A 20,659-nucleotide genomic window follows, 5' to 3' on the forward strand; every position below is an offset into this window, starting at 1 on the left:
CACTCATCGAAGTGATGGGCCAGAAATGCCCATCACTTCAAGAAAGAGATAGGGGATTAAGGTCGCACCAACGCCATCACCTTGCTGATGTAGTCTTGCTCGCCAATGAAGAAAACATGCAGAGCGTTCAAATCAGGTACCGGTAGCCCTTGTTGGCTCCACAGGTGCTCGATTCGCATGCGGTTTGTATTCGGCGACAGGATGATCGACTCCAGCTTAACGTCTGGGTCACTCAAGCGCGCTTCCAGATCCTTAATGTTCTGCGAGAGCTGAATTTTGTCGCTGCCGGGACCTTCGTGTTCTAGCCCATGAGGATCAATGAAACAGATGCGTTGGCTGCCATCCGCCTTCATGCACCAGAGTATGAAGTCAGGATAAAAATTACCGGCCTCAAAGAAGCCAACGCCCTGCTTGACCAGGTTGCGCAGCAGGAAAATACGTTCGCCGCGTTCGGCAAGGTTTGCTTCGTGGGCTTCCAGCCAGAGGCGCAAATCGTCGACGAATTGGAACTCGGACTTATTGAGGGCGACGGGTTGGATCTTCACTTTCTCACTGGAAAGCAGTGGCTCGTAAAGGTGCGCTGCAAGCTTCAGGCCTTGTACATGCCCATGATCACGCCAGCCAACCTGCGCTAGCTCTTCCTTCAGTGCCTTGATATCGTCGATAAGGTATTGCTCTGTTGCCTCGACGATCAGTTGGTAGTTAATGTCGTCGGCCGGCAGGTTGGCGTTGTCGCGTGCCAGCAGAACCAGCTCCATACGCGGATCGAGATATTTGCGCTTTTGGTGATTGAAGCAGCGCTCCAGCGCGCCGCTGAGCAGTTCGAAGGCTATCGACTGCCAGTGGCGCAGGTTTGCCATCGAGGGTGCCCACCAATGCGCTGGCACTAGGATGCGATACCAATCCGGTGTCTCCAGCAGAGGGCGTAGTGCTTCAGCTTTTACGATTACGTTATCCAGGTGTCGCTGGCGACGGAAGCGCTCAAGGTCAAACCACAGTTTGTCCCAGTCGAGCATTGAAAGGCGTAGGGCATCGAAGTTGCGATATGGGTTTACAACCGCTTCGGGCGACTGGCCTGCTATTTCTGCAGCCTGGATCATCTGCAGTCGAGGAAAACGATCAACTACAAATGGCATCCCGCCCTTGATCAAACCAGGAGGGAGGGCATCTATGCTGATATTCACGATAGGGCCGTGCTTCCGGAAATCGTATTGCTCTTGGGTATCTTTGCGGAACTTGGAGCGGAGAATCTTCAGCTTTTTGCCAAAATCATGGGTGACGTTAAGGGTGATTTCCTCGACATGAGGCGCATCGTTCGGCGGTAGACCTTCGCTTTCGAGGAAATCACGGAAGGTCGCCATAAAGTCAGCCTGCACACCGAACACGTTCAGCGTTTCCAGGAAGTGAATATCCCGTGGTGGGTTCACTTGCTGATAGCGGCTGGTACGCATCAGGCTCATCTCTTTGCCTTTCAAACGCACGCCGCGCCCGAACAGCTGAATGATTTGTGCTCCTTCACTTTGGCCCATGCGCATAAGGCCGAGGCTGGATACCCGCCAGCAGTCCCAGCCTTCGATGAACTTCTTTGAGCCGACCAGCATGTGAATTGGGGAGGTTGGTTTATGTACATCGCCGAACACTGGCTCGCCAAATTCACTGGGTCGTACCTCGGCCAGGGAGTGCTTGTGTTCCAGTTCGTCCTGCACATGCTTGGCCAGCGCCGCCGCATCGCCGACGTTGATGACGCCAAAGGGTTGATCGGCTTCACCAACCTTCAGCAGCAACTCGCCGCTGTCGCCTTTAACGCGCTCGACCACTAGGTGACCGCCGCCAGGGGCATGGAACAGACGCTGGCAGATGTCGGAATAGAACTGTGCTGCGCTTTGCTTCAAGCCCTTCAGGTAAGGGAAGGACTGCACGAAGATGTCGCGGCCTTGAGCATCGAGCAGGCCGGTCTGCTGGCTGTTGCCATTGAGCACGGTATGGATGAGAGTGGTAAAGGCTTCACGGTGGGCGAGGAAGCGCGCCAGGAAATCGAGAATCTGCGCCACATCGGATGGCGATACGCTTTCCTCATCGACCTTGCGCCCGGTGACGCTGGCACCGACAAAGACCCACAACGGCTTTTCCAGGTTGTAGCCGGTGTAGCGATTACCCGCCTCGGTGAACATGCGTAGCTGCTGATAAAACCCCAACAGGGCAGCGGTCAGATAGGTGTCCTTGTGAGCCAGCTCATCCCTAGGCAGGTTGAAGATGCGGTAGTCCTTGCCGTAGCCGTCCGCATAGAAATAGCGGTAGCTGTAATCGAACAGCACTGCTTTGGCGTAGCTTTCAGCCAACACGCGGTCGTTGGCTGCCTTGACTGCCTGCTTGAAGGTGGCGGAATACTCAAAGGTGAAGCCCTTGGCCGCCAACTTGTCGCGCTTACTTTTCCAGTCGCTGCCGCTCATGCCACGATGGCCTTCGTCCACTAGCAGCAGGTTGCCATCGCCAAAGCTGTCGACGGCCATTTGTTTGACCTTTTGTTCGTCCGCCAGTTTGGTGATTTCAGTCAGCAGCGGCACGTCGAGGGCGCTTTGCCCGCGTGAGATCAGGTCGCTTTCCTGGCGGAGTGGCTCCGGGTAAAAACCGTTCTCGCGCAGCTCTCGCTCGTGCTGCTCGGACAAGCGTTCGTTCGGCGACAGCACAATGACCCGGCTGAAAGCATCGGCCTGCCCGGTCGCCCGCGCATGCTGGGCAAACTGCAGTAAATTCACATGCATGAGCAGCGTCTTGCCGCTGCCCGTGGCGTTTTGCAGGCAGAGCTTGTTCAGGTCTTCAATAGCGTACGCGCCGATGCCCGTTTCGCGACCTTGGCCTTGGTGATGCAGGTTGAAACGCTCGATAAACTCATTTAGTACCGCACAGAGGCCCTGGCGGTCGTTGAAATAACGGTCGAGGTAGATTTCAACAAACAACAGAGTCAGCCACTGAAAGTACTTCCAGGCGATTTCTCCTTTGTGCTTACGCCGGGCATTGATGGCTCGCGTATGCGCTACCAGGTTGGCGTCATAACGCTCCAGCTCGACCGGGGTCAATGTCGCATTGGCAGGCAGGTGCGAAATCAGCTTCGCCAGAAAGCGGTGCTTGCCGTCCGGGCCGATGCCCGGCTCGGCGGTACGCAGTGATTTAGCGATTATCTCCAGTGGCCGCACAGTGCGGCCTTCATCCTTGTGAGTCACCAGCGGGTCGATACCAAACAGGCTTATGAGGTACTGATTGAGTACCAACGCATCCTGAAAGTGACTGGCTACCAGTGGTGGCTGAACTTTGTTTTTACGCGGGGCGCGGGCCATCTCAAGCGTCCTCCCACATGCGCTGGGCGAAGGCTTCTTCGATCAGACGCACGCGTGTGGCGGCATCGCCATCGCTGGGCAGAGCATGATTGCCACTGATGTAGATATAGGCGTATTCACTTTCACGCGGGTTGATGCCGCGCTTGTTCAGCCATGCTTCCAGCGCGGCTTGATCGCGACCGGAGTCGCCAGTCAGCTTACGCCAGATCACCAGCACACGCTCCCGCGACAAATCGTCTCCCGGTACGCGGAGGATGTGGCCTTCCACAGCACGGAACCAGAACTCGCCATCGTCTCGTTCCTTGATGGAGCTGGAACGCCAGCGCGTATCCTGGTCTTTGGGTAGCTCCGGGTCAGTTTCACGAACCAGTTCAATGGCATAGCGGCGCGGTTGGTCGAGGTGGGCGACATGCAGACCAATCAGCCAGTTGAAGGTTTCCACCAAGTCGATGGTTTTCTCCACTTGGGCATCGCTGCCAGGCTGCTTGACCTTGAGTTTGTAGGACGTGGGATCAGTAAACTCACGCACATTGAGCAGGCTTGGGCTGCCGGCGGTTTCAAATTCCAGCCAGTACTTGAGCAGATATTCGCGTGCCATCTCAACGGAATCAGGTGCGCTGATATTCAGGCGCGGAGTGTCTGGCAGTTGCAGATTGTTTAGCGTGTCCTCGAAAGACTCTAAGCGAATATACTTCAGGCAATGGCTAATACCTTCCCGAGACACGGGTTTTCCTTCGCTCCAGTCTTTGGAGTAGGCCGCTTTCTGAATGCGAGGTTTTAACACCGTGTCGAAATAGGCCCCCATCTCAACTAGGACATACTTTCGATTGCCGCCATCTTCTCTGTTGAGATTTATTACGGCATGCCCAGTTGTCCCTGAACCGCCAAAATAATCGAGTGCAAATTGCGAGCTGCCTAAGCCTGATACACGCAAACAATCCTCTACGGCATATATTGACTTAGGGTATGTAAACGGGGTTGCACCAACAAAAAAATGTTTTAGAACGCCTGTTCCATGCTCAGTGGCCGAGTACTTTGCATCAATCCAGTTGGTGGGGGGGAGTACACCATCTGAGCCTGGGCGAAATTTATAGTAAATAGTAATGCTGCCATCATCGTTAGTTTTTGCCTTATAGTTTTCGGGTGTTCCTTTGACATTGCTGGGCTTTCCTCTCCAAGTCCTTTCACCGCCTGAGTCGTCAATCGGGAAGACAGCTACTTCACCTTGTTTTGGCGATTCTATGTCAGTCCATATTCTTTTGTCTTCATCCCAGCTCATATTGGGGGCGCGAATAGACTCCCCCATCACGTATAAGGGATAGAAAAGAGATGGTCGGTCTTTTCGCTCTGAGTTTGATCCCCTTTTTCTAAAGAGCTCCCACATAAAATTGCCATTTTCATCTTCCTGCTTGTAGCGTGCTGACTGCTTTTCGCTACGAGGAAGCTTTTCCAGTTCGCCTACAGAAGTATTTCTGGCGAAAATTGCGTACTCATGTGCTTGCGCTAAACCACTCGGAACGGGACGGCCAGACGGGTTGATACGGACGGCAATAGTACCGAGCAGGTTATCCTGACCGAATTGCTGCTCAATAAGGTAGCTGAGCTCACGTTGCTGATAATCATCAATTGTGGCGCACAAAACACCGTCGATGCTCATCAGGGCTGGAGTAATGGCAAGCCGATCTGCCATAAGTGAGCACCAAGAGGAGCTGCGATAGCCGTTCTTGTATGCAATAGGCCCAGCATCTGTATTGTAGGGCGGGTCGATATAAACGGCTTTTATCTGCTTGTTTAATCGGGTTTGTACAAGATTAAGAGCCTGGAAGTTATCGCCGTGTAATAAAATTCCGTTGCAGCTCTCATCAATATCTACCAAGCTCGCAAGCAGCTGTGCTTTTTTATCTTCGCCAAGAAAGCGGGTGTCGATACTCAAAAATGGGTTGGCTTTCAAAAAGTCCACAGTGAGAGGCTCACTGTACCCGGGTTGTGCCATGTCTGCCTTGATTTCATCAATGGCAAATAATTTCACCCACTCTTCCCGCTGCTGTTCATTGATTGCAATTTCTGGATAGAAACTTTCCGGGATGCGATCCAGGGTGATACAGTACTGGGACTCGATAACGAATTTTTTCTTGAGCCAGAGCTTTTTCTGAAAGTCTTCGAGTTGTGCGAGAAAGTCGACAATGCGACGTGCAATCTTGCGCAGCACGCGTAGCTTTTTCAGGTATTCATCCACGCGCGGAGCATCGGCTGCCTCGATGTCGTCGAGGCGAATGATCTCGTTCTTTATATAGAAGTCCAGTTCGCGGCGCAGGAAGCCACCTAGGTTTTTATGGATGAAGTAGTCCATGGTGTTGCGCGCCGTGAACTGGCCCAGATACTTGGCTAGTAAGGTGCGTGTTGGCTGCTTATCGGTGGGGGCTGGCGCAAATAGCGGCTCTTCAAAGGCGCGAAGCTCAGGGTGTTTGAAAACTAGATTGGCGAGTTGCTCACCTACTACCTGTTCGGCCTCCGCCAGACGTTTCTGTTGCCAAGTGCTGGCTTGGCCAGACTTCGTGCTGTCAGGGCGGTAGTCGAACTGCACGACGAGCTCCGGTAGACCTCTATCGTTGGTTTCCAGCTTCAGCGGTCCTGCCGCGTGGATTATAAAGAAGCGCTCCTCGCCTTCCTTGACGTTGTTGTGTTCACCCTCTGCTGCTGCGGCCAGGCGGAAATGCACCTTCAGCGGGGTTGTGGCTGCTGGTTGGAATTCGAAGCCGCTTTGCGGGCCTTGTTCCTTGGCCTGGGCTGCGATGAGGTCAAAGGTGAAATTGCTGAGCGCTTCGCTCGATTTGATGTAGTACTGGTCTTTGTTGGCCCAGTGCAACATGACTTCGCGGCCATCGTAGGGCACGGCATAGGGTGCGGCGCGGCTGTCGTTTTCGGCAACGAAGTAGCGCTTCGACATGAAGTCGCCCTTGTCGTAATAGCGGCTGAAGAATCGGTACAAGTGTTCGTACACTTGGGCATCGTCAGCCAGTACGCCACCACCATCGCGTGCGTGCTGCTGGGCAAGCTCGTATTCTTTACCGACCTTGGTACCGCGATATTCAGGCTTCATTTCACCCGTGGGTAGGAAGGCGTCTTCTCCCAGCGTCTCGGTGACTTTTACGCGGGCGGCTTCAAGGGTGTCATGGGCGTTGTTTTGCGATTGGCTGGCAAAGTGGGCGTCTATCTCGCTGCCCAGTTCGTTATCGATAAAGCTTTTGATCTGCGCGCTACGGGCGTGAAGGATGCGGTACAGACCGAAGTCGAGCTCTGGTTGATTCAGTTGGAAGAGATCACCCAGCAGGGCGATAAATTGGTCTTTGTGCTTGCTCATATGTACTTCTCAAAAATGGGTCAGGCGTAGTGCTTGAAGTCGTTGCTGTCGCGAATCAGAAGTTGCATTAGCTTGGGATGGATAAAGAGCTTTTCCTTACCGACCTGCACTTCTTGCAGAACACCGATGGCGACCAGCTCTTTGAGGTAGCGAGAGGCGGCCTGGCGCTGGGCAATCTGTTTGTCGACGACGTTGCTGATGCGGCAGTAGGGTTGCTCGAAAATCACGTCCACCAGCTCGCGGGAATAGGTTTTTGGCAGCTGTTCCCGAACGAATTGGGTGGTGTGTTCGGATAGGCTGCGGATGGCGGCAATTTTGGCGCTGGTCCAGCGAGCAGTTTCTTCCACGGCGCTGAGCATGTACAGCAGCCAGGGTTCCCAAGCTTGCTCACAGGTTACATCGAGCAGCAGACGGTAGTATTCGGCTCGGTGGGCGATGATGTAACGGCTAAGGTAGAGAATCGGCAGATTCAGCAAACCTTCCTGGATCAGGTACAGGGTGTTGAGCACCCGCCCGGTACGGCCATTGCCGTCGGTGAACGGGTGAATGGCTTCGAACTGATAATGGCCGACGGCCATGCGCACCAGTGGGTCCAGGTCAGTCTCGTTGTGCAGGAAACGCTCCCAGTTGGCGAGCAGGTCACGCAAGCGATCTTCGCCCTCCGGTGGGGTGTAGATGATCTCTCCGGTACGGTCATTGGCCAATTGGGTACCTGGCACCCGGCGTATATCCATGTTCACGCCTTTGAGCGTGCGACAAATCTCGACTGCCGTGCCGGTGGAGAGTGGGCGCTCGGCCAGCGACTGGTAGCCATGTTGCAGGGCCTTGCGGTAGCGCAAGGCTTCCTTGGTTGCGGGGTCGGCATGGTTGTCGCCATCTTGGGCGTGCTGGAAGATCAAATCCGTGGTGGTGACGATACTTTCGATCTCCGAGCTGTCCTTGGCTTCCAGCAGCGGGATGGTGTTGATCAGCATTGTCTGGTTAGGGATCAACTCGGCCGCCTGTTTCAATTCGGCCAAGGCTGTGCGCGCCTTAATGCAGAGTTTGAGCACTGCGCGGGTTTCAAGCTCAGCTGCCGGCGGCAAGGGCGGAAGCTGGTTATAGGGCTTGTCGGCCTGCCAAGGGAAGTGGGATGCAGTCATGGATTGGAGCCTAGTCCTTGGGATATCCATCTAAAAGCAAGGGCGCTCTGATGAGCGCCCTTTTCGTGGCGTCAGTGTAAACATGTGTGCTTTACGTGTCGCTAATTTTTGATTTCTGCGACATGTTTTGTTCTTGGGTCGCTAGTGGCGACATGTTTGCGAAACGTGTTCTTGAAATTGAGTTTTAGCGACATATCAGGCGACTGCCCAGCGAATGGTAAAGAGCGCTTGAGAACGGCTGGAACGGTGCAAGCGTTTCTCAAGTGCTTCGATGAGTGCATCACGACGTGCTTCGATCTCGTCCTCCACGGAGAAGATTTCTTGGCGCTGGCGGCGTTGTTCGCCTTCCACTTTGCGAATGTCGTCCTGGAGACGGCGTGCCTCGTCCATACTCTGGGCGGTACGGGCTTGCCGCTTTAGGCCTTTCAACTTGAGCTTGGTGTCTTGTAGTGCCTGCTCGGCAGAAAAGATGCGGTCTTCGGCCCAGGCATCCAGTTTTTCACGCTCCTGCTGGAAAAATTTGTCGTTTTGCTCCAGCGCCTGGCTCAATGCTGCATCGAGCTGGCGACGGGCGTTGCCATGCAGATCATCTGGAGGTGTGGCCTGGGCCGGCGTGGCCGTGGCATAAAGCTGGAAGAGCTTCTCGCAGGTTTCCTGGTCAAGCAACTCACCGGTATCTGCCATAGCGGTGAAAATCAGGTGTTCCTCACGCTGGAAGCTGTCGAGTTCCAGCAAGTTGAGTTGCAGCCAGCCCTGCTGACCGACCAATTGCTCGATCACGCTGATGCGAGGGTTACGGTCTTCCTGCCATTGCGCATAACTGAAGCGCAGAGTGGCTGTAGGGACAGGAGCACTACGTCCCTGATCGAGTACGTATTCACCCAATGGGTGCGTCAGGCGGTAGATTCGGGTGTTTTCAATCTGAGCTTGTTTTGCCAGCTCGCCCTTGCGAATGAGCTGGTAGTGCCCGGTTGCGATCTGGGGGAGGGGCGGTAGGCTGAGGTCGAAGGTCAGTAGCTTGCTGTCGAACCTTGCTTGTTCTGCCAGGATGTATTGGGTCAGCTGCCAAAAAAGACGCGTGATTCTATCTAGTTGGCTTTCAGCGCGTTCTTTGTGGGTTTTGAGCAGGCTGTGGATGTCAGCGTCGAAATTTTCCAACAGGAGCTTTTCGGTTTCCAGCATGCGTGCCTGGATATCCGCATCCAGTTCCGTGCGCAGTCTGGCGAAAGCTGCGTCGATCTCTTGAGGCGTGCGGCAGCGGTCGTAGATTTCGGCAATGCGTTTCTCGAAGTCGATGCCGACTTCGATCCTGCCGAGTACTTGGTCAGACGCACCGAAGACACCATCGAACAGCTGAAACTTGTCCTGCAGTAGCTCCAGTACGCGCTGGTCTGCGGCATTGCGTTGGTTAAGGAAATTGATCACAACTACGTCAAAGCGCTGCCCGTAGCGATGGCAGCGACCAATGCGTTGCTCTACGCGCTGGGGGTTCCAGGGCAGGTCGTAGTTCACCACCAGGGAGCAGAACTGTAGGTTCACACCTTCGGCGGCCGCCTCGGTGGCAATCAGGATTTCGGCATTATCTCGGAAGTGGTCGATCAGCGCGGTGCGGCGGTCGATGGCAGGAGAGCCGGTGACTCGGTCGCTGCCATGGTAACGAGCCAGCCAGCGCTGATAGATGCCGGTAGCGGCTTCACCCTGATTGCCACCGCTGAAGGTGACAATCTTGCCGGCGTGACCATGAGCCTCGAGAAAGCGGGCCAGGTATTCCTGGGTGCGGCGGGATTCAGTGAAGATCACCGCCTTACGCGGTGCGCCCATACCGGACATACGTGCGAAGCCTTGTTCCAACGCGTTCAGCAGTGCGAAGGATTTTTGGTCTTCACGAATGTTGTGAGCGATCTCGATATAAACGTCGAGCTCTGCGATTTCTTTACTCAGCAGCTCGAAGTCGACTCTGCTGGCTGAGTCATGGGTCTCGTAGTTGGCCGACTCTTCCGCTGCTTCGAGAAGGTCTTCCTCCAGGTCGTCTTCTTCAATCAGGTGTTCGAACCATTCCTCATCGATGCTCTGGCGATCCAGCAGTTTCTGCAGGCGTGCTTTGATGGCTTGCAGTGTGGCGACGACAGCTTCCGTGGACGAGGCCAGCAGCTTGCGCAGAATAAGGGCCACGAGATGCTTCTGGCGCTGTGGGAAACCATAGCTGAAGTCGCGGTGCAGATACGCGGAGATGAGGTCGTAAAGCCTCTGCTCGTCATCGCTCGGGGTAAATGGTGTGGTCAGTGCATGGCGCTGGGTATAGGGCACGTACTCAAGTACATCCCTACGCAGGGTGCGCTTGATAAAGTGTTGCAAGCGACGGCGTAAAGCTGCCAGGTCACCATCAGTGTTGTTGTACTGAGCACGAAAGCTGCGCTCATCGCCGAAGATGTCCTCGTCAATCAGCGAGCTGAGACCATACAGCTCCATGAGTGAGTTCTGCAGCGGTGTGGCAGTTAGTAAGAGCTTGCGTCGCCCGGCCAGTGAGCGCTTGAGGGATTGCCCCGTTTCGTTGCTTTTTCGGTGGGCATTACGCAGCTTGTGGGCTTCATCGATGACGACTAAATCCCAGGGGATATTGCCTAGCTGCTCCTCCATACGCGCAGCGAAGTGGAGTGACATGATGCTGATAACGTCGCGGTCCAACGGATCGTAAATGCCGTCTTGGCGAAGCTGTTTCCAGGTGCGGGCATCCAGCACTTGGGCGGGCAAATTGAATTTGTCGGAAAGCTCCTGCGCCCATTGCTTGCGCAGTGCCGCAGGGCAGATAACCAAGAGGCGGCGACGGCGTTCGGCCCAGAGCTGTCCTAAGACCAGGGCGGCTTCAATCGTTTTACCCAGACCGACTTCATCAGCCAGCATCACGCCTTTGCTCAGTGGGTTTTGCAGGGCAAAAAGGGCGGCATCAATCTGATGAGGGTTGAGGTCGACACTGGCATCGAAAAGCGACTGGGAAAGCCGGTCCTCCTCGCTGGCTGCACGGCGACGTGTTAGCTCCCAAGCAAAATACTTGGCGTGGTGAGGGGTGAGCGTACCTTTCGATTCAATAGTCGGCATTGATTGCTCTCTGTTGTTCCTATTAGCCCGTTTTGCTTTTAGGTGTCTGGATATGCAGACTTTTAGATAAAGCGACTATAGCCAGTGGGCCGGGAGTTCGAGGGCATAGTTTTTGGCTACCCTCTCTAAGGCAGTCAGTATTTCTTGGTGTCGAGCGGTATCAGCAGGCTGCCACGTTGAGCGGCGATCCAACAAGGATTTCAGCTCACTCAGATTGTGCATCCCCAAACGATGGAGGTTGCCCCAGCTCGGGATACCAAAAAGGTTGTAAATCACTACGGTAGCGTCACGCTCACTGGCGAGGCGCTTGTTGCCTGTCAGCTTTTCGGCGGCTTCCTCGGCGTCATCTCGGTCGTCGTAGGTATTGAGTAACTTCATGGGGGCCTTGAGTTGAGGTTTTGAGAAATTGTACTAGCTGCCATTGCTTCCATGCCTATCCCTTCAAGGCCATTTGTTCCGTATCACCTCATTCCAGCGCGGATAACACAAAAAAAGATGCTTTTATTACAGGCCCCATGTGCCGATGACCACCCCAGGATTGGCCAAGGATGGTCTGTCGGGCGGGATGATAAAGCTCTCGGGTTAATAGCTGCCTTGGTCGGCCAGTGATATGCAGCCTTCACGGCCCACCACTACATGATCCAATGTCTGAGCGCCAATCATGTTGAGAGCATTCTTGAGGGTAATGGTCAGTACGCAATTGGCTTGGCTGGGCTCGGAATCGCTAGAAGGACGGTTGTGCACTAGGATCACGGCTGCTGCGTTATGCTCCAGGGAGATCTTGACCGCCTCTCGAGGTGAAACGCAGGCAACTTCCAATTCACCCCTGAATAGTTCCTTGAAGCCTATAACCCGGTGCTCGGTATCGAGCAGTAACAAAGCAAAGACCTCGTAATCATGGAATTGCAGCAGGGTTTGTAGGTGACTGAAGACGAGTCTACGCTCGGTCAACGCCCGTCCTTTAGACAGACGATACATCGCGAGTTGTTGAGCCATTTGCAGGATGTCGGCCTCGGTGACCGGTGATTCCATGACGTAGGTGCCGGATGCCTCTCCAGCCCGGAGTTTGTGATATTTCATGACGGTATTCCTGTGCGAATGCGTGTGAAATAAAAGAGGAGGCGCGCGGTTACTGGACGCTGGGCTTGCCGTTGTGCCGCATGGCCTGGGATTCCAGTTTTTGGGCAAGTGAGGGTTTGGCAGGCTCTCCCAGTTGGGATTGGGGCTCTGTGTTGCTAGGTTGATCTTCAGTGGCAGGGAAGAATTCCTCGACAATGCCGGTGTCGTCCCCACTGTCTTCAAAGGCCCCATTGTTTAAGCCCTGGCGGGCCGCACGGTCCAAGGCTGGTTGATCGAACCCCGCACTGAGGCGGGCCTCATCGGTGTGCTGGGCCTCGATTAATGCCTCCTCCAGCGAAAGGCCACTTCTGATCGTGATATCGACGTAGAAAATCGGCGTGCCATGGCTTTGTCGGGTGGATTTACCGCGCAGACGCAACTCCAGCGGTAGGCAGGCCAGGCGATTGCCGGAGATTGCGCTGAAGTACTGCAGACGTGCCGCCAGGGTGCGGATGCTGTTAAAGCCGGTGGTATGAAATACAAAGCTGCCCAGCGGATCATCATCGCCAATCACCACGTTCAGCCGTCCGTAAGGCTTGCAGGCATTGCCTTGAGCCAGTGAACAGCCATCCGGTGACGGGCAGGGCAACGATTGAATGCCGTCCTTGGTCAGACGCTTGCAGGTCTCACCATTGCCTACGCACAAAGGCCTGGCAGTGTTTCGGTCGAACAAGGTGTAGTCAGCGCGAAAGTTTAGATCCGGCTCGTTGAACAGCAGCCGCATCGGAATGCTGCGCAGCTTGCCGCCTTGGCCATTGCGCAGTTCTTCGTTAAGGGGATGCAGCAACCAGCCGTCGCGGTTTTGAACTTGGGAGGTCAGGGTGAACTGATCATCTTTCTCCGGCAGACGTTTGCCGTTTTTCTCAACGACCTTGCCGATGGAAATGCGCCCGAGCACGGGCGGGGTGATAGCTAAGCCTTTGAGCATGGGAGTTCTCCTGCATCTGAAATAAAAACGCCGCCGAGACCGCGCTAACGGCCAGGGTGGCGTTGGAAAAGGGCATGGGAATAAGGGAGAAGCGAACAAACGTTCAGGCCAGCAGAAAACGCCGACTGCCGGTTTTGGTGGTTGCGTAGCGCACTTGCAGATGGGGCTTCTCTTTCAACAAGCGGGGGATATCTAGGGCCATGCTGTCTTTGGCTTTCTTCCAAGTGATGCAGCCAGTGGCGAAGGTCGCCCGACTGGCATCGCCCATGGCCTGTTGTAATTTTTGCTTGAGCTGAGCTTCCAGCTTCTCCTGCTGTGCAATTGACTCGCGCACGCTCTGCAGTGCAGTAAAGGTCGTACAGAGCAGCATGTCCTGGCTGAAGTCCACGCTCTGCCCACTGTCCTGTGGATAGAGACAGCGCAACGCCTGCTCCGCTGAGGCAGATCCGTCTGCCGGCGGCGGGGTATCACTGACGACGTAATCCCAGAACAGCTGCTCCAAGTCGATCAGCCGAGCAATCAGTGAGTCGTTGCGATCAATGCGATGGATCTCCAGGTGCTGACCACCGAGCAGTACAGCCACATCAGCGGCCTGCTTGCCGGTGACGGCGAGCTGGTGCATGACTTGCAACTGCACATACTCGGGCACACCCTCTTTCCAGAGGCGTGCGCCGTTTATGCCGGCGGTTTTGCATTCGAGAATCTGCACTTCTGGGGCGCCGACCACCTCACGGTCGATGTTGGCCAACATCCAGGGCAGTTTGGGATCAGGATGCTGCAGCACCGCATTGACCCGGCGCACCCGATGACCACTGCGCCGGGTGTAATGTGTTGCGACAATCGGCTCCAGGATGTTGCCCCAGTAAGCTGGGCTTTCTTCATCCTGTGGATCGATCTTGGGAAGTGAGGTGTCACGCCCGGTTTTCTCCAGCCACAGCTCCAGCTGGGACTTGTAAGGGTTCAGGCCCACGGCAGCGGCAGCATCCGAGCTGCCGATGCCTTGTTTACGCACGGCCAACCAGTCCTCACGCGGCAGTTGTTTAGTCCCCACCAGGCGTAAGGCAGGACGGGGTTTGCTGCTGGGGTGTTGCAGAGTTTGTGTGCTCATGATGTTTTCCTGTGCGGCATAAAAAACGCCCGGCCAGCAGAAGCTGGCCAGGCGCTTTAATAGTTGAGTTAGTGAGTGGCGCTAGGCGGCGAGTTGCAGTGCGGCCTGCAGGGCGCGTTGTTTGATGACAGCCCCTTGGCCAAACCAGGCGGAGTCCATGCGGTATTCAGTACTGCGGGCACGCCGCTCGTGATCAACGTACTCGGTCACAGCATTGAGCAAGCCCCAGGCAGTTCCTTGAGCCGACATCAGTGTGGCGCCACGCCCCTGACCTTCATACAGGCTCTGCACCTTGCGCAGCGCTCGCTCGTTAGGAAGTACTGCTGGTAGCGGACTGTTGGGGTTGACATCACACAACACGTTCATGAAAAACCCCAAGGCCTCATGCCACTGAACCTTGCGTTCAGACAGCATGCGCATCCGGTGCATAAAGGCGTCCCATTGCGAGACGGCGATACCTAACTGCTTCTTCACCACCTGCGGATCAAAGCGGGTGTTATGAGGCACTTTGATCGCCCGGGTCGTACCATCAAGAGCGATGGTCAGGGTGTTGTTGCAGACCACCCGTACCGTGGTCGGGGTGGCGGTGGTGGCCAGTGTCCCGTCACAGGACGTCGCCAATAACAGATAGCCGTTGACCTGATCGTTGCCTTTCAACTCGGTCGTTTGACCGGTGCGTGCCAAGGCCCAAAACTTGCGGCCACCCTTCAGCACGCCAGCGGTTTCCAGCTCGTAGCCGGAGACTTCGGTCAGATCCCGATAGAACTCCAGAACTTCACGCGGATGTACGATTTGGTAGCGGCTGGACACGACCGAGAGTGGTGCTTTGGTATCGGAGCGGTACAGCACTTTTTGTTCCGGGAACGAGTGGATGGTGCCCAGTGGGCCGATGCTGTCGGCCTTGAAGTGAACATGGCTTTCTTTAATCTGCCAGTCCATGCCCGCTTCGCGCTGCCAGACTTCGAGCGGTTGTTGGGGCGACAGGCGACTGCCCAGGCCATGCCAGGGTGTTGCGCCAACGTAAGCCATTTGTTCAACGAGATGAGCCATGGGAATGATTCCTTGCGAATGAATGGAAAAGAGCGTCGTTTCATCAGCAAACGATGCCTGTTCACAACGGCTTAACGGTTGACGCTGAAGTTGTAACCACAATGCAGGCATTGGTAGTTGTTCAGCACCTTGTCATCCATCTGTGCGCCCAGCGTGGACCCGGCTATCCCGCCAGCCACGCCGCCAAACAGTCCACCGAGCAGCGCTCCGGCAATACTGCCTATTGCGATCCCAACTGGCCCACCAACCACGCCCAATACTGCACCGACTTCTGCGCCCGACAGCGCTCCGGCAGCACCGCTGGCGGCACCACCTGCAGCACCGATCAAGCCACCTGCTTGTTTACCGATGTTTTTCGTAACGACTCGTCCTGAGTGACAACTTGGGCAAGGGGTATACATAAAAATTCCTCTGAAATGTCGAGCGTGTTAAGCGAATTGCAGGCACGCCAAATCCCCGACAGCATCGATACCGTAGGGTGTTCATGGGAGTAATATAGATCTGAGATTTTTTTGATTAGTCTTGTATCTCACAGTCATCTACGGCAGAGGCGCAACAGAAACAGTCGTTTTAAGCTCCGTAACGAAGTGGCTACGGCAGTGCTGTAACTTTTTACAGGGCTACGGTATGAAGTGTCTATATGACTACAAATCGCCGACGGCACACACCTGTCGGTTCATACGCTCTTATTTCGACTGAGAATGGAATCTTTTTACGAGTATTGAAATTAGCTTTCTCGCTGGAGTGCTCGGGGATAAATTTTCATGCGGCTTATTTCTCCCGAGTATGTGCGGGTACGGCATTGCTGTGGTTACGGTTAAAGTAGTATGTGTCTAGCACGCTCTGTAATTGTGACTAATAATTAGTATGGTTGTCATTGAGTGTTCAGTCTTCCATAGCGTTCACCTAATGGATGTGTGCTGAGAGATAACTACAAACCTAGCTCGCCATAAGCAGCAATAACGTATGGCGTGACTACAAGTCAAAGCCATTTAAAAGTTGTAATCAGCGTATAAGCCGAAGCAAGGTGCCGAATTGCACCTGGTGTTGTGTTCCTCTCGGTAGCACCCTAATGCACTGCCCACAGGAAATCGATCATGTTTCAGCATCAACCAAAACGTCATCCCAGCAATACTGGTCTGAAGTTACATTACGACAACAAATACCGTGGGTTCACCGTGCAGCAGCAGTTGGCCCATGGTCCGTTGATTGAGAACTACCTAGAGCGTGGCTTGGAAACTTTGCAGCACTGTCTCTCGGTACAGTCCCGTACCTTAGTCTGTCGGGTGGATTTACGTTATCCCGTTGGGTTGATGCCTTCCGATGCGCTCATCAGCAATGAAGTAATGACTCGTTTCTTCTACCAGTTAAGTAAAGAGCTGGCTTGGGCGGAGACTAAGTACTCGACTGAAATTCGCTACATCTGGTGTCGGGAGCGCAACAGCAGCGAGGCGCCCCATTATCACCTCATGCTATTGCTCAACTACGACGCCATTGGAGGCTTAGGTAACTACGGGCCTAGCGCAGACGGCACTTACAGCAGGGATAATTTGTTTCATCGCATCGTGCGCGCTTGGGGTTGGGCAATTGGGTGTGCTGCACACGACATGTCAGGGTTGGTACATGCCTGCCAAGACAAACTCAGTGGCCAGGTTTATCAATGTCTGGAGCGGCGCTTTCCTGATTCACTCAAACAAGTGGTCTACGCCATGAGCTATTTGTGCAAGGAATACAGCAAGTCACAGGAGCTGGGGCAGGGATTTTCCGTGTTTACCACCAGTAGGGTTTAAGCATGGCCTGATAGGTATTCAGTATGCCTATTCTATGGTGCGGCAATGCCGCACTGTTTCTCACTAGAAAAGGAGTCTTTCGCATGAGCTACAGCGAGCATTGGCGCCGTGAGTTTCTCACTCGGCATCCTGAGTATGAAAGTCAGTCACAGGTACGTTCACTAGAGGCAGTACAGCCACCTGCGCCTGTAAGTTTCGTATTTCCCTTATATACTTTTACAACGGCTAACTCTGAGCTTTCGAAGCAACTTCCTCAGCAAGGGCCAAGGAGACAACATAATCCCACGCAGGACCGCTCGATATCTTCAGACGTCCTCAGGCAAGTATGTTGTTTACGTCAACGACTGAAGCTAACTCAGCAGGCGCTCGCCAAACAGTTGGGGATCAGCTCTCGCACGCTGCAGGACTGGGAGCAGGGTCGACGACAGCCAAGCGGACCTGGTAGGGCCTTACTACTGCAATGGGTTGACCAGCAGGCAGCTCATGGCTGCTGAATTATTCACGCTAACGGTGCAGCCGAAAGGGAGTCTTGAGCGGAGGTAGGGGGAGTGCGGCTGCTATTTTTGCTATTAGTAGCAGGAGTAGCAGCTGCAGTGGACCCTGGCAGATTCGATGGGGTGAAATCGCCAAGCACAAAATGTACGGTGATGTCTATAGATCTGCTTAGGGTGGATGTGGCGTTTAGCACCTTCGACGACTTGGGGTGGCAGGGGCTTTAAAGTCCTTCTCATCGAATCCGTAGCCGAAGAGGGTGTAGAAATGATCAAAGAAAACAGTAATAAACTAATGTTAAGAATTTTGCGCATGCGGCAATTGCGAGAGCGTCTCGGGCTGAGTGCGTCGACCATCTACGATCGCTTAAATCCAATGTCGCCCAGGTACGACTGCAGTTTTCCCAGGCCGATTAAGTTGGGGGCGTCAGCTGTAGGTTGGATTGAGGAAGATGTTTGTCGGTGGATTGAGTCCCGAATTGCAGAAAGCCGAAATGTTTACAGCGTGAATTCTTGAGAGGGGTGGTTTATGAGTTTTTCTAATGGTGTGTCAAGTTGGCTTCCTGTTCCAGGAGGCGCGTTTCCAAGGTCTATGGCTTTGCCGATTATCGGGGGAGCAGTAGATGAAGCTGGGCGCAATATAATGGCCCCGCGAGCACTTATTTATTCAGCTGCGCTAACAGCCATAGCGACTGCGGCTCAAGGTTCAATTGATGTCTGTAAACCAAATGGCCAAATTGTTCCGGCATCACTAATGCTGCTCACGGTGGCCAACTCTGGGGAGCGAAAGTCGACCGCAGAGAATGTATTTATGGGAGGGGTTCGGCGCTTTCAGGATGAGATGGATGTGATTTATCAAACAGAGCTCTCTGATTGGCGTGCGAAACAGTCGATCTGGGACGCTCGTCGAAAGGCTATCTTGAAAGAAGCTCTTCTATTGGATCAAGCGGAGGGTGGTGATCCGAATAAACAACTCATGGAGCATCAAGCCTGTACGCCGATCAAACCTAGGCGCTTCAAGTTGCTGTACGAAGATGCTACGTCAGAGGCGTTGTTTCTTGGCTTGCACCAGAACATTCCAGTAGCTGGACTTATCTCCAGTGAGGGCGGTGGCGTGCTGACGGGTAAGGCATTCAATGACCTCTCAAAACAGAATGCGCTATGGAGCGGGGATGTCATAACGGTTGATCGTGTGACGGCTGAAAGTTATGAGGTCAGAGGACGGTTGACGGTATCGTTAATGGTTCAAGAAAGTTCATTTTTTAGCTATATGGAGAAACACGGTGAAAAATCACGTGGATCTGGCTTGTGGGCTAGGTTTTTGGTTTGCAGTCCAGAGTCTACTCAGGGGACTCGGTTTATTGCGGAAGGCGCCGCGCCTTGGGATTGTTGTGACAGGTTTTCTGAGCGCGTCGGCGAGATACTTAAAAGCAGTGTTGAGTTTCTAGCTGATTCCAATAAGTCGAAGTTGGTGGTTAGGTTTTCTCAGGCGGCGATTCACCGGTGGGTCAGTATTTTTAATGGGGTGGAGTCGCAGATTAGGCCGGAGGGGCGATATTTTGGTATGGGGGATCATGCGTCCAAGTTGGCAGATAATATCGCAAGGGTAGCTGCTTTATTTCATTTCTTCGAAAAAAAAGATGGAGAAATAGCTGTGGAAACCTTGGAGGCAGCTATCGATGTTTGCTTTTGGTACTCTGACGAGTTTTTACGGATGTTTACGCCACAACCTCAAGAAGAAGTTGATGCTCAGAAATTGGATGCTTGGCTGCAGAAAAAGCGAGAGTCTGGTGAGAGATTTGTGCCAAAAACCTCAATTGAGAGATTTGGGCCCAATCCGGTGCGTGAAGTGAAGCGTCTAGATCCTGCTATAGAAGTGCTCGTGGCGCAGAGGAAGGTCTTGTTGTCAAAGGTTGGAAAGGTGGTGTGTCTTGATATATTTCCTGAGCGCTCGATGAGCAACTATACTACTAGAAGTGTTCTTAATCCTTTTAAAACTTCAATTTAGCGGGTGCATAGGGCCGAATGGTGTCGTGTAGCCTAAGGAGAAAGCTGGTGGATATATGTTGGCGCGTATGGCCATGAGCTAGTAATCCGCAATCGTCAGCCATTACTGGGCGATCGTATGCCTGTTACTGTTTGTGAATTGAGAACGCCACCGTCACGGTGGCGTTCTCATTTAGATTAATATCTCTCATTGGGCGTTTTGAATGACGTCATCTACAGAGCGGGCCTCTGTTAGCCGCTCTAGGTAGATTTGCAGTTGATCCATATCGCCAGTGGTCTCCAACGTTTCAATTGCTGACCTCGGCAGCGCTCCAAAGCGCTGCTTAAGTTGCAAAGCTAACGCTGTTCTCACACCTTCAATCCGCCCCGTGGTACGTGCTGCGTCGACATCCATCTGGCGCGCTTCTTCCGTGTCTCGCGAGGGAAATGAATGACGCAGGATATGCCCGAGTCTTTCGCGGTCTGTTTGCCGCTGGTTGCCGCGTTTACCGATGTTGGCAAAGTCGAACAGAAGATCGCGAACCTCATGCTTCAAATCGTTGATATTCGTGATATCAAGAATTTCGAATTCGCGGTTGGCTTTGTAAATGCGCGTGGCCATCGTATCGGCGACTTCGGTCTTATTACTATTCGCGAGGACAGGTTTGTTGTAGAGCATGCCCTTGACCATGGTGCGAATAAGTTGGGATGTCATCTTGCTGGAGGGTTGCTGGTTTTTAGCGTGGCCTCCCCGGGCCGCGCGTACACCATAGTGTTTGCCCTCTAGGTTCTTGAGTACTTCTAGCGTCGCCAGGTGCCGATTGGCCAGCATCAAGGCCGTGATCATTTCCTGCAAGTAATGCTCATAGGCGGCGGTTGGGGTCGGCGTACTCTGTGGTGGCAGGTGTTTGTCGTGAATAAACTTCACGTAGACTGCTTGACGCAGGGCAGTATCGGCATGTTCGACCAACTGTTCTTCAATCGCGACTTGGCCCTGCCGGATAGTCAGGTCGACCTGTTTATCCTGGCGAGGTTGTATCTCAAAACTTTCCATCCTTTCATACAGCGACTGCAATTGTTGATTTCGTGCGGGGGCAGGGGTGCCTAGCTGATTGAACACGCTCTCTACGACATTTCCAGCTTGAGTGAGCAGCATTGCCAGCGTGCCTACGTTCGGTCTTTCTGGGCTAGTCTGGCTGTAATTTCGGAATGACACGGGCACATCCCTATCCTGGATATTGAAGCGACAGGGT

The 20,659-nt window shown here is 53.9% G+C and carries 15 protein-coding genes; 4 read left to right on the forward strand and 11 right to left on the reverse strand.

The features are described 5' to 3' along the window. Nucleotides 1-56 precede the first annotated feature (56 nt). The 10 genes from QMX98_RS09120 to QMX98_RS09165 all read right to left on the reverse strand — a co-directional run bounded on the left by QMX98_RS09120 (nt 57) and on the right by QMX98_RS09165 (nt 15,540). Nucleotides 57-3,335: a DEAD/DEAH box helicase family protein gene (locus QMX98_RS09120; protein WP_282410603.1), complete on the reverse strand. Its 3,279-nt coding sequence runs from the start codon at nt 3,333-3,335 to the stop codon at nt 57-59. Between the two features lies 1 nt (nt 3,336). Then, nucleotides 3,337-6,696, reverse strand: a complete 3,360-nt coding sequence (locus tag QMX98_RS09125; protein ID WP_282410604.1) for a DNA methyltransferase — start codon at nt 6,694-6,696, stop codon at nt 3,337-3,339. A 20-nt stretch (nt 6,697-6,716) separates the two neighbouring features. Continuing rightward, nucleotides 6,717-7,838 carry a Fic family protein gene (locus QMX98_RS09130; protein WP_282410605.1) on the reverse strand — a complete coding sequence of 374 codons (1,122 nt, stop codon included), beginning with the start codon at nt 7,836-7,838 and terminating at the stop codon, nt 6,717-6,719. A 195-nt stretch (nt 7,839-8,033) separates the two neighbouring features. Further along, entirely contained in the window at nt 8,034-10,934 is a 2,901-nt protein-coding gene (locus tag QMX98_RS09135; protein ID WP_282410606.1) for an SNF2-related protein, read from the reverse strand. A gap of 75 nt (nt 10,935-11,009) precedes the next feature. Next, complete coding sequence (locus QMX98_RS09140) at nt 11,010-11,312, reverse strand: hypothetical protein (RefSeq protein ID WP_282410607.1); 303 nt, start codon at nt 11,310-11,312, stop codon at nt 11,010-11,012. A 204-nt stretch (nt 11,313-11,516) separates the two neighbouring features. Beyond that, on the reverse strand, nt 11,517-12,014 hold the full coding sequence (locus QMX98_RS09145; RefSeq protein WP_282410608.1) for a JAB domain-containing protein: 498 nt from the start codon (nt 12,012-12,014) through the stop codon (nt 11,517-11,519). A 49-nt stretch (nt 12,015-12,063) separates the two neighbouring features. Then, nucleotides 12,064-12,981: a hydrolase or metal-binding protein gene (locus tag QMX98_RS09150; RefSeq protein WP_282410609.1), complete on the reverse strand. Its 918-nt coding sequence runs from the start codon at nt 12,979-12,981 to the stop codon at nt 12,064-12,066. Nucleotides 12,982-13,084: 103 nt separating this feature from the next. After that, nucleotides 13,085-14,089, reverse strand: a complete 1,005-nt coding sequence (locus tag QMX98_RS09155) for a lambda-exonuclease family protein (protein WP_282410610.1) — start codon at nt 14,087-14,089, stop codon at nt 13,085-13,087. 81 nt (nt 14,090-14,170) lie between these two features. Continuing rightward, nucleotides 14,171-15,139 (reverse strand): DUF932 domain-containing protein, encoded by a 969-nt coding sequence (locus tag QMX98_RS09160; protein ID WP_282410611.1) that lies wholly within the window; start codon nt 15,137-15,139, stop codon nt 14,171-14,173. Between the two features lie 71 nt (nt 15,140-15,210). Next, on the reverse strand, nt 15,211-15,540 hold the full coding sequence (locus tag QMX98_RS09165) for a hypothetical protein (protein ID WP_282410612.1): 330 nt from the start codon (nt 15,538-15,540) through the stop codon (nt 15,211-15,213). 696 nt (nt 15,541-16,236) lie between these two features. On the opposite strand from QMX98_RS09165, the gene QMX98_RS09170 reads away from it, so the two are divergent. The 4 genes from QMX98_RS09170 to QMX98_RS09185 all read left to right on the forward strand — a co-directional run bounded on the left by QMX98_RS09170 (nt 16,237) and on the right by QMX98_RS09185 (nt 19,428). Next, nucleotides 16,237-16,929, forward strand: a complete 693-nt coding sequence (locus QMX98_RS09170) for an inovirus-type Gp2 protein (RefSeq protein WP_282410613.1) — start codon at nt 16,237-16,239, stop codon at nt 16,927-16,929. 83 nt (nt 16,930-17,012) lie between these two features. Continuing rightward, on the forward strand, nt 17,013-17,423 hold the full coding sequence (locus QMX98_RS09175; RefSeq protein WP_282410614.1) for a helix-turn-helix domain-containing protein: 411 nt from the start codon (nt 17,013-17,015) through the stop codon (nt 17,421-17,423). Nucleotides 17,424-17,733: 310 nt separating this feature from the next. After that, nucleotides 17,734-17,937, forward strand: coding sequence for an AlpA family phage regulatory protein (locus tag QMX98_RS09180; protein ID WP_282410622.1), 204 nt, complete (start codon nt 17,734-17,736; stop codon nt 17,935-17,937). 12 nt (nt 17,938-17,949) lie between these two features. After that, nucleotides 17,950-19,428: a YfjI family protein gene (locus QMX98_RS09185; RefSeq protein ID WP_282410615.1), complete on the forward strand. Its 1,479-nt coding sequence runs from the start codon at nt 17,950-17,952 to the stop codon at nt 19,426-19,428. Between the two features lie 186 nt (nt 19,429-19,614). Here the strand turns inward: QMX98_RS09185 and QMX98_RS09190 are convergent, their stop codons facing one another. Next, nucleotides 19,615-20,562, reverse strand: coding sequence for a hypothetical protein (locus tag QMX98_RS09190; protein WP_282410616.1), 948 nt, complete (start codon nt 20,560-20,562; stop codon nt 19,615-19,617). Nucleotides 20,563-20,659: the final 97 nt, after the last annotated feature.

Source organism: Pseudomonas sp. PS02303 (genome assembly GCF_029959925.1).
Classification (GTDB): domain Bacteria; phylum Pseudomonadota; class Gammaproteobacteria; order Pseudomonadales; family Pseudomonadaceae; genus Aquipseudomonas; species Aquipseudomonas mandelii.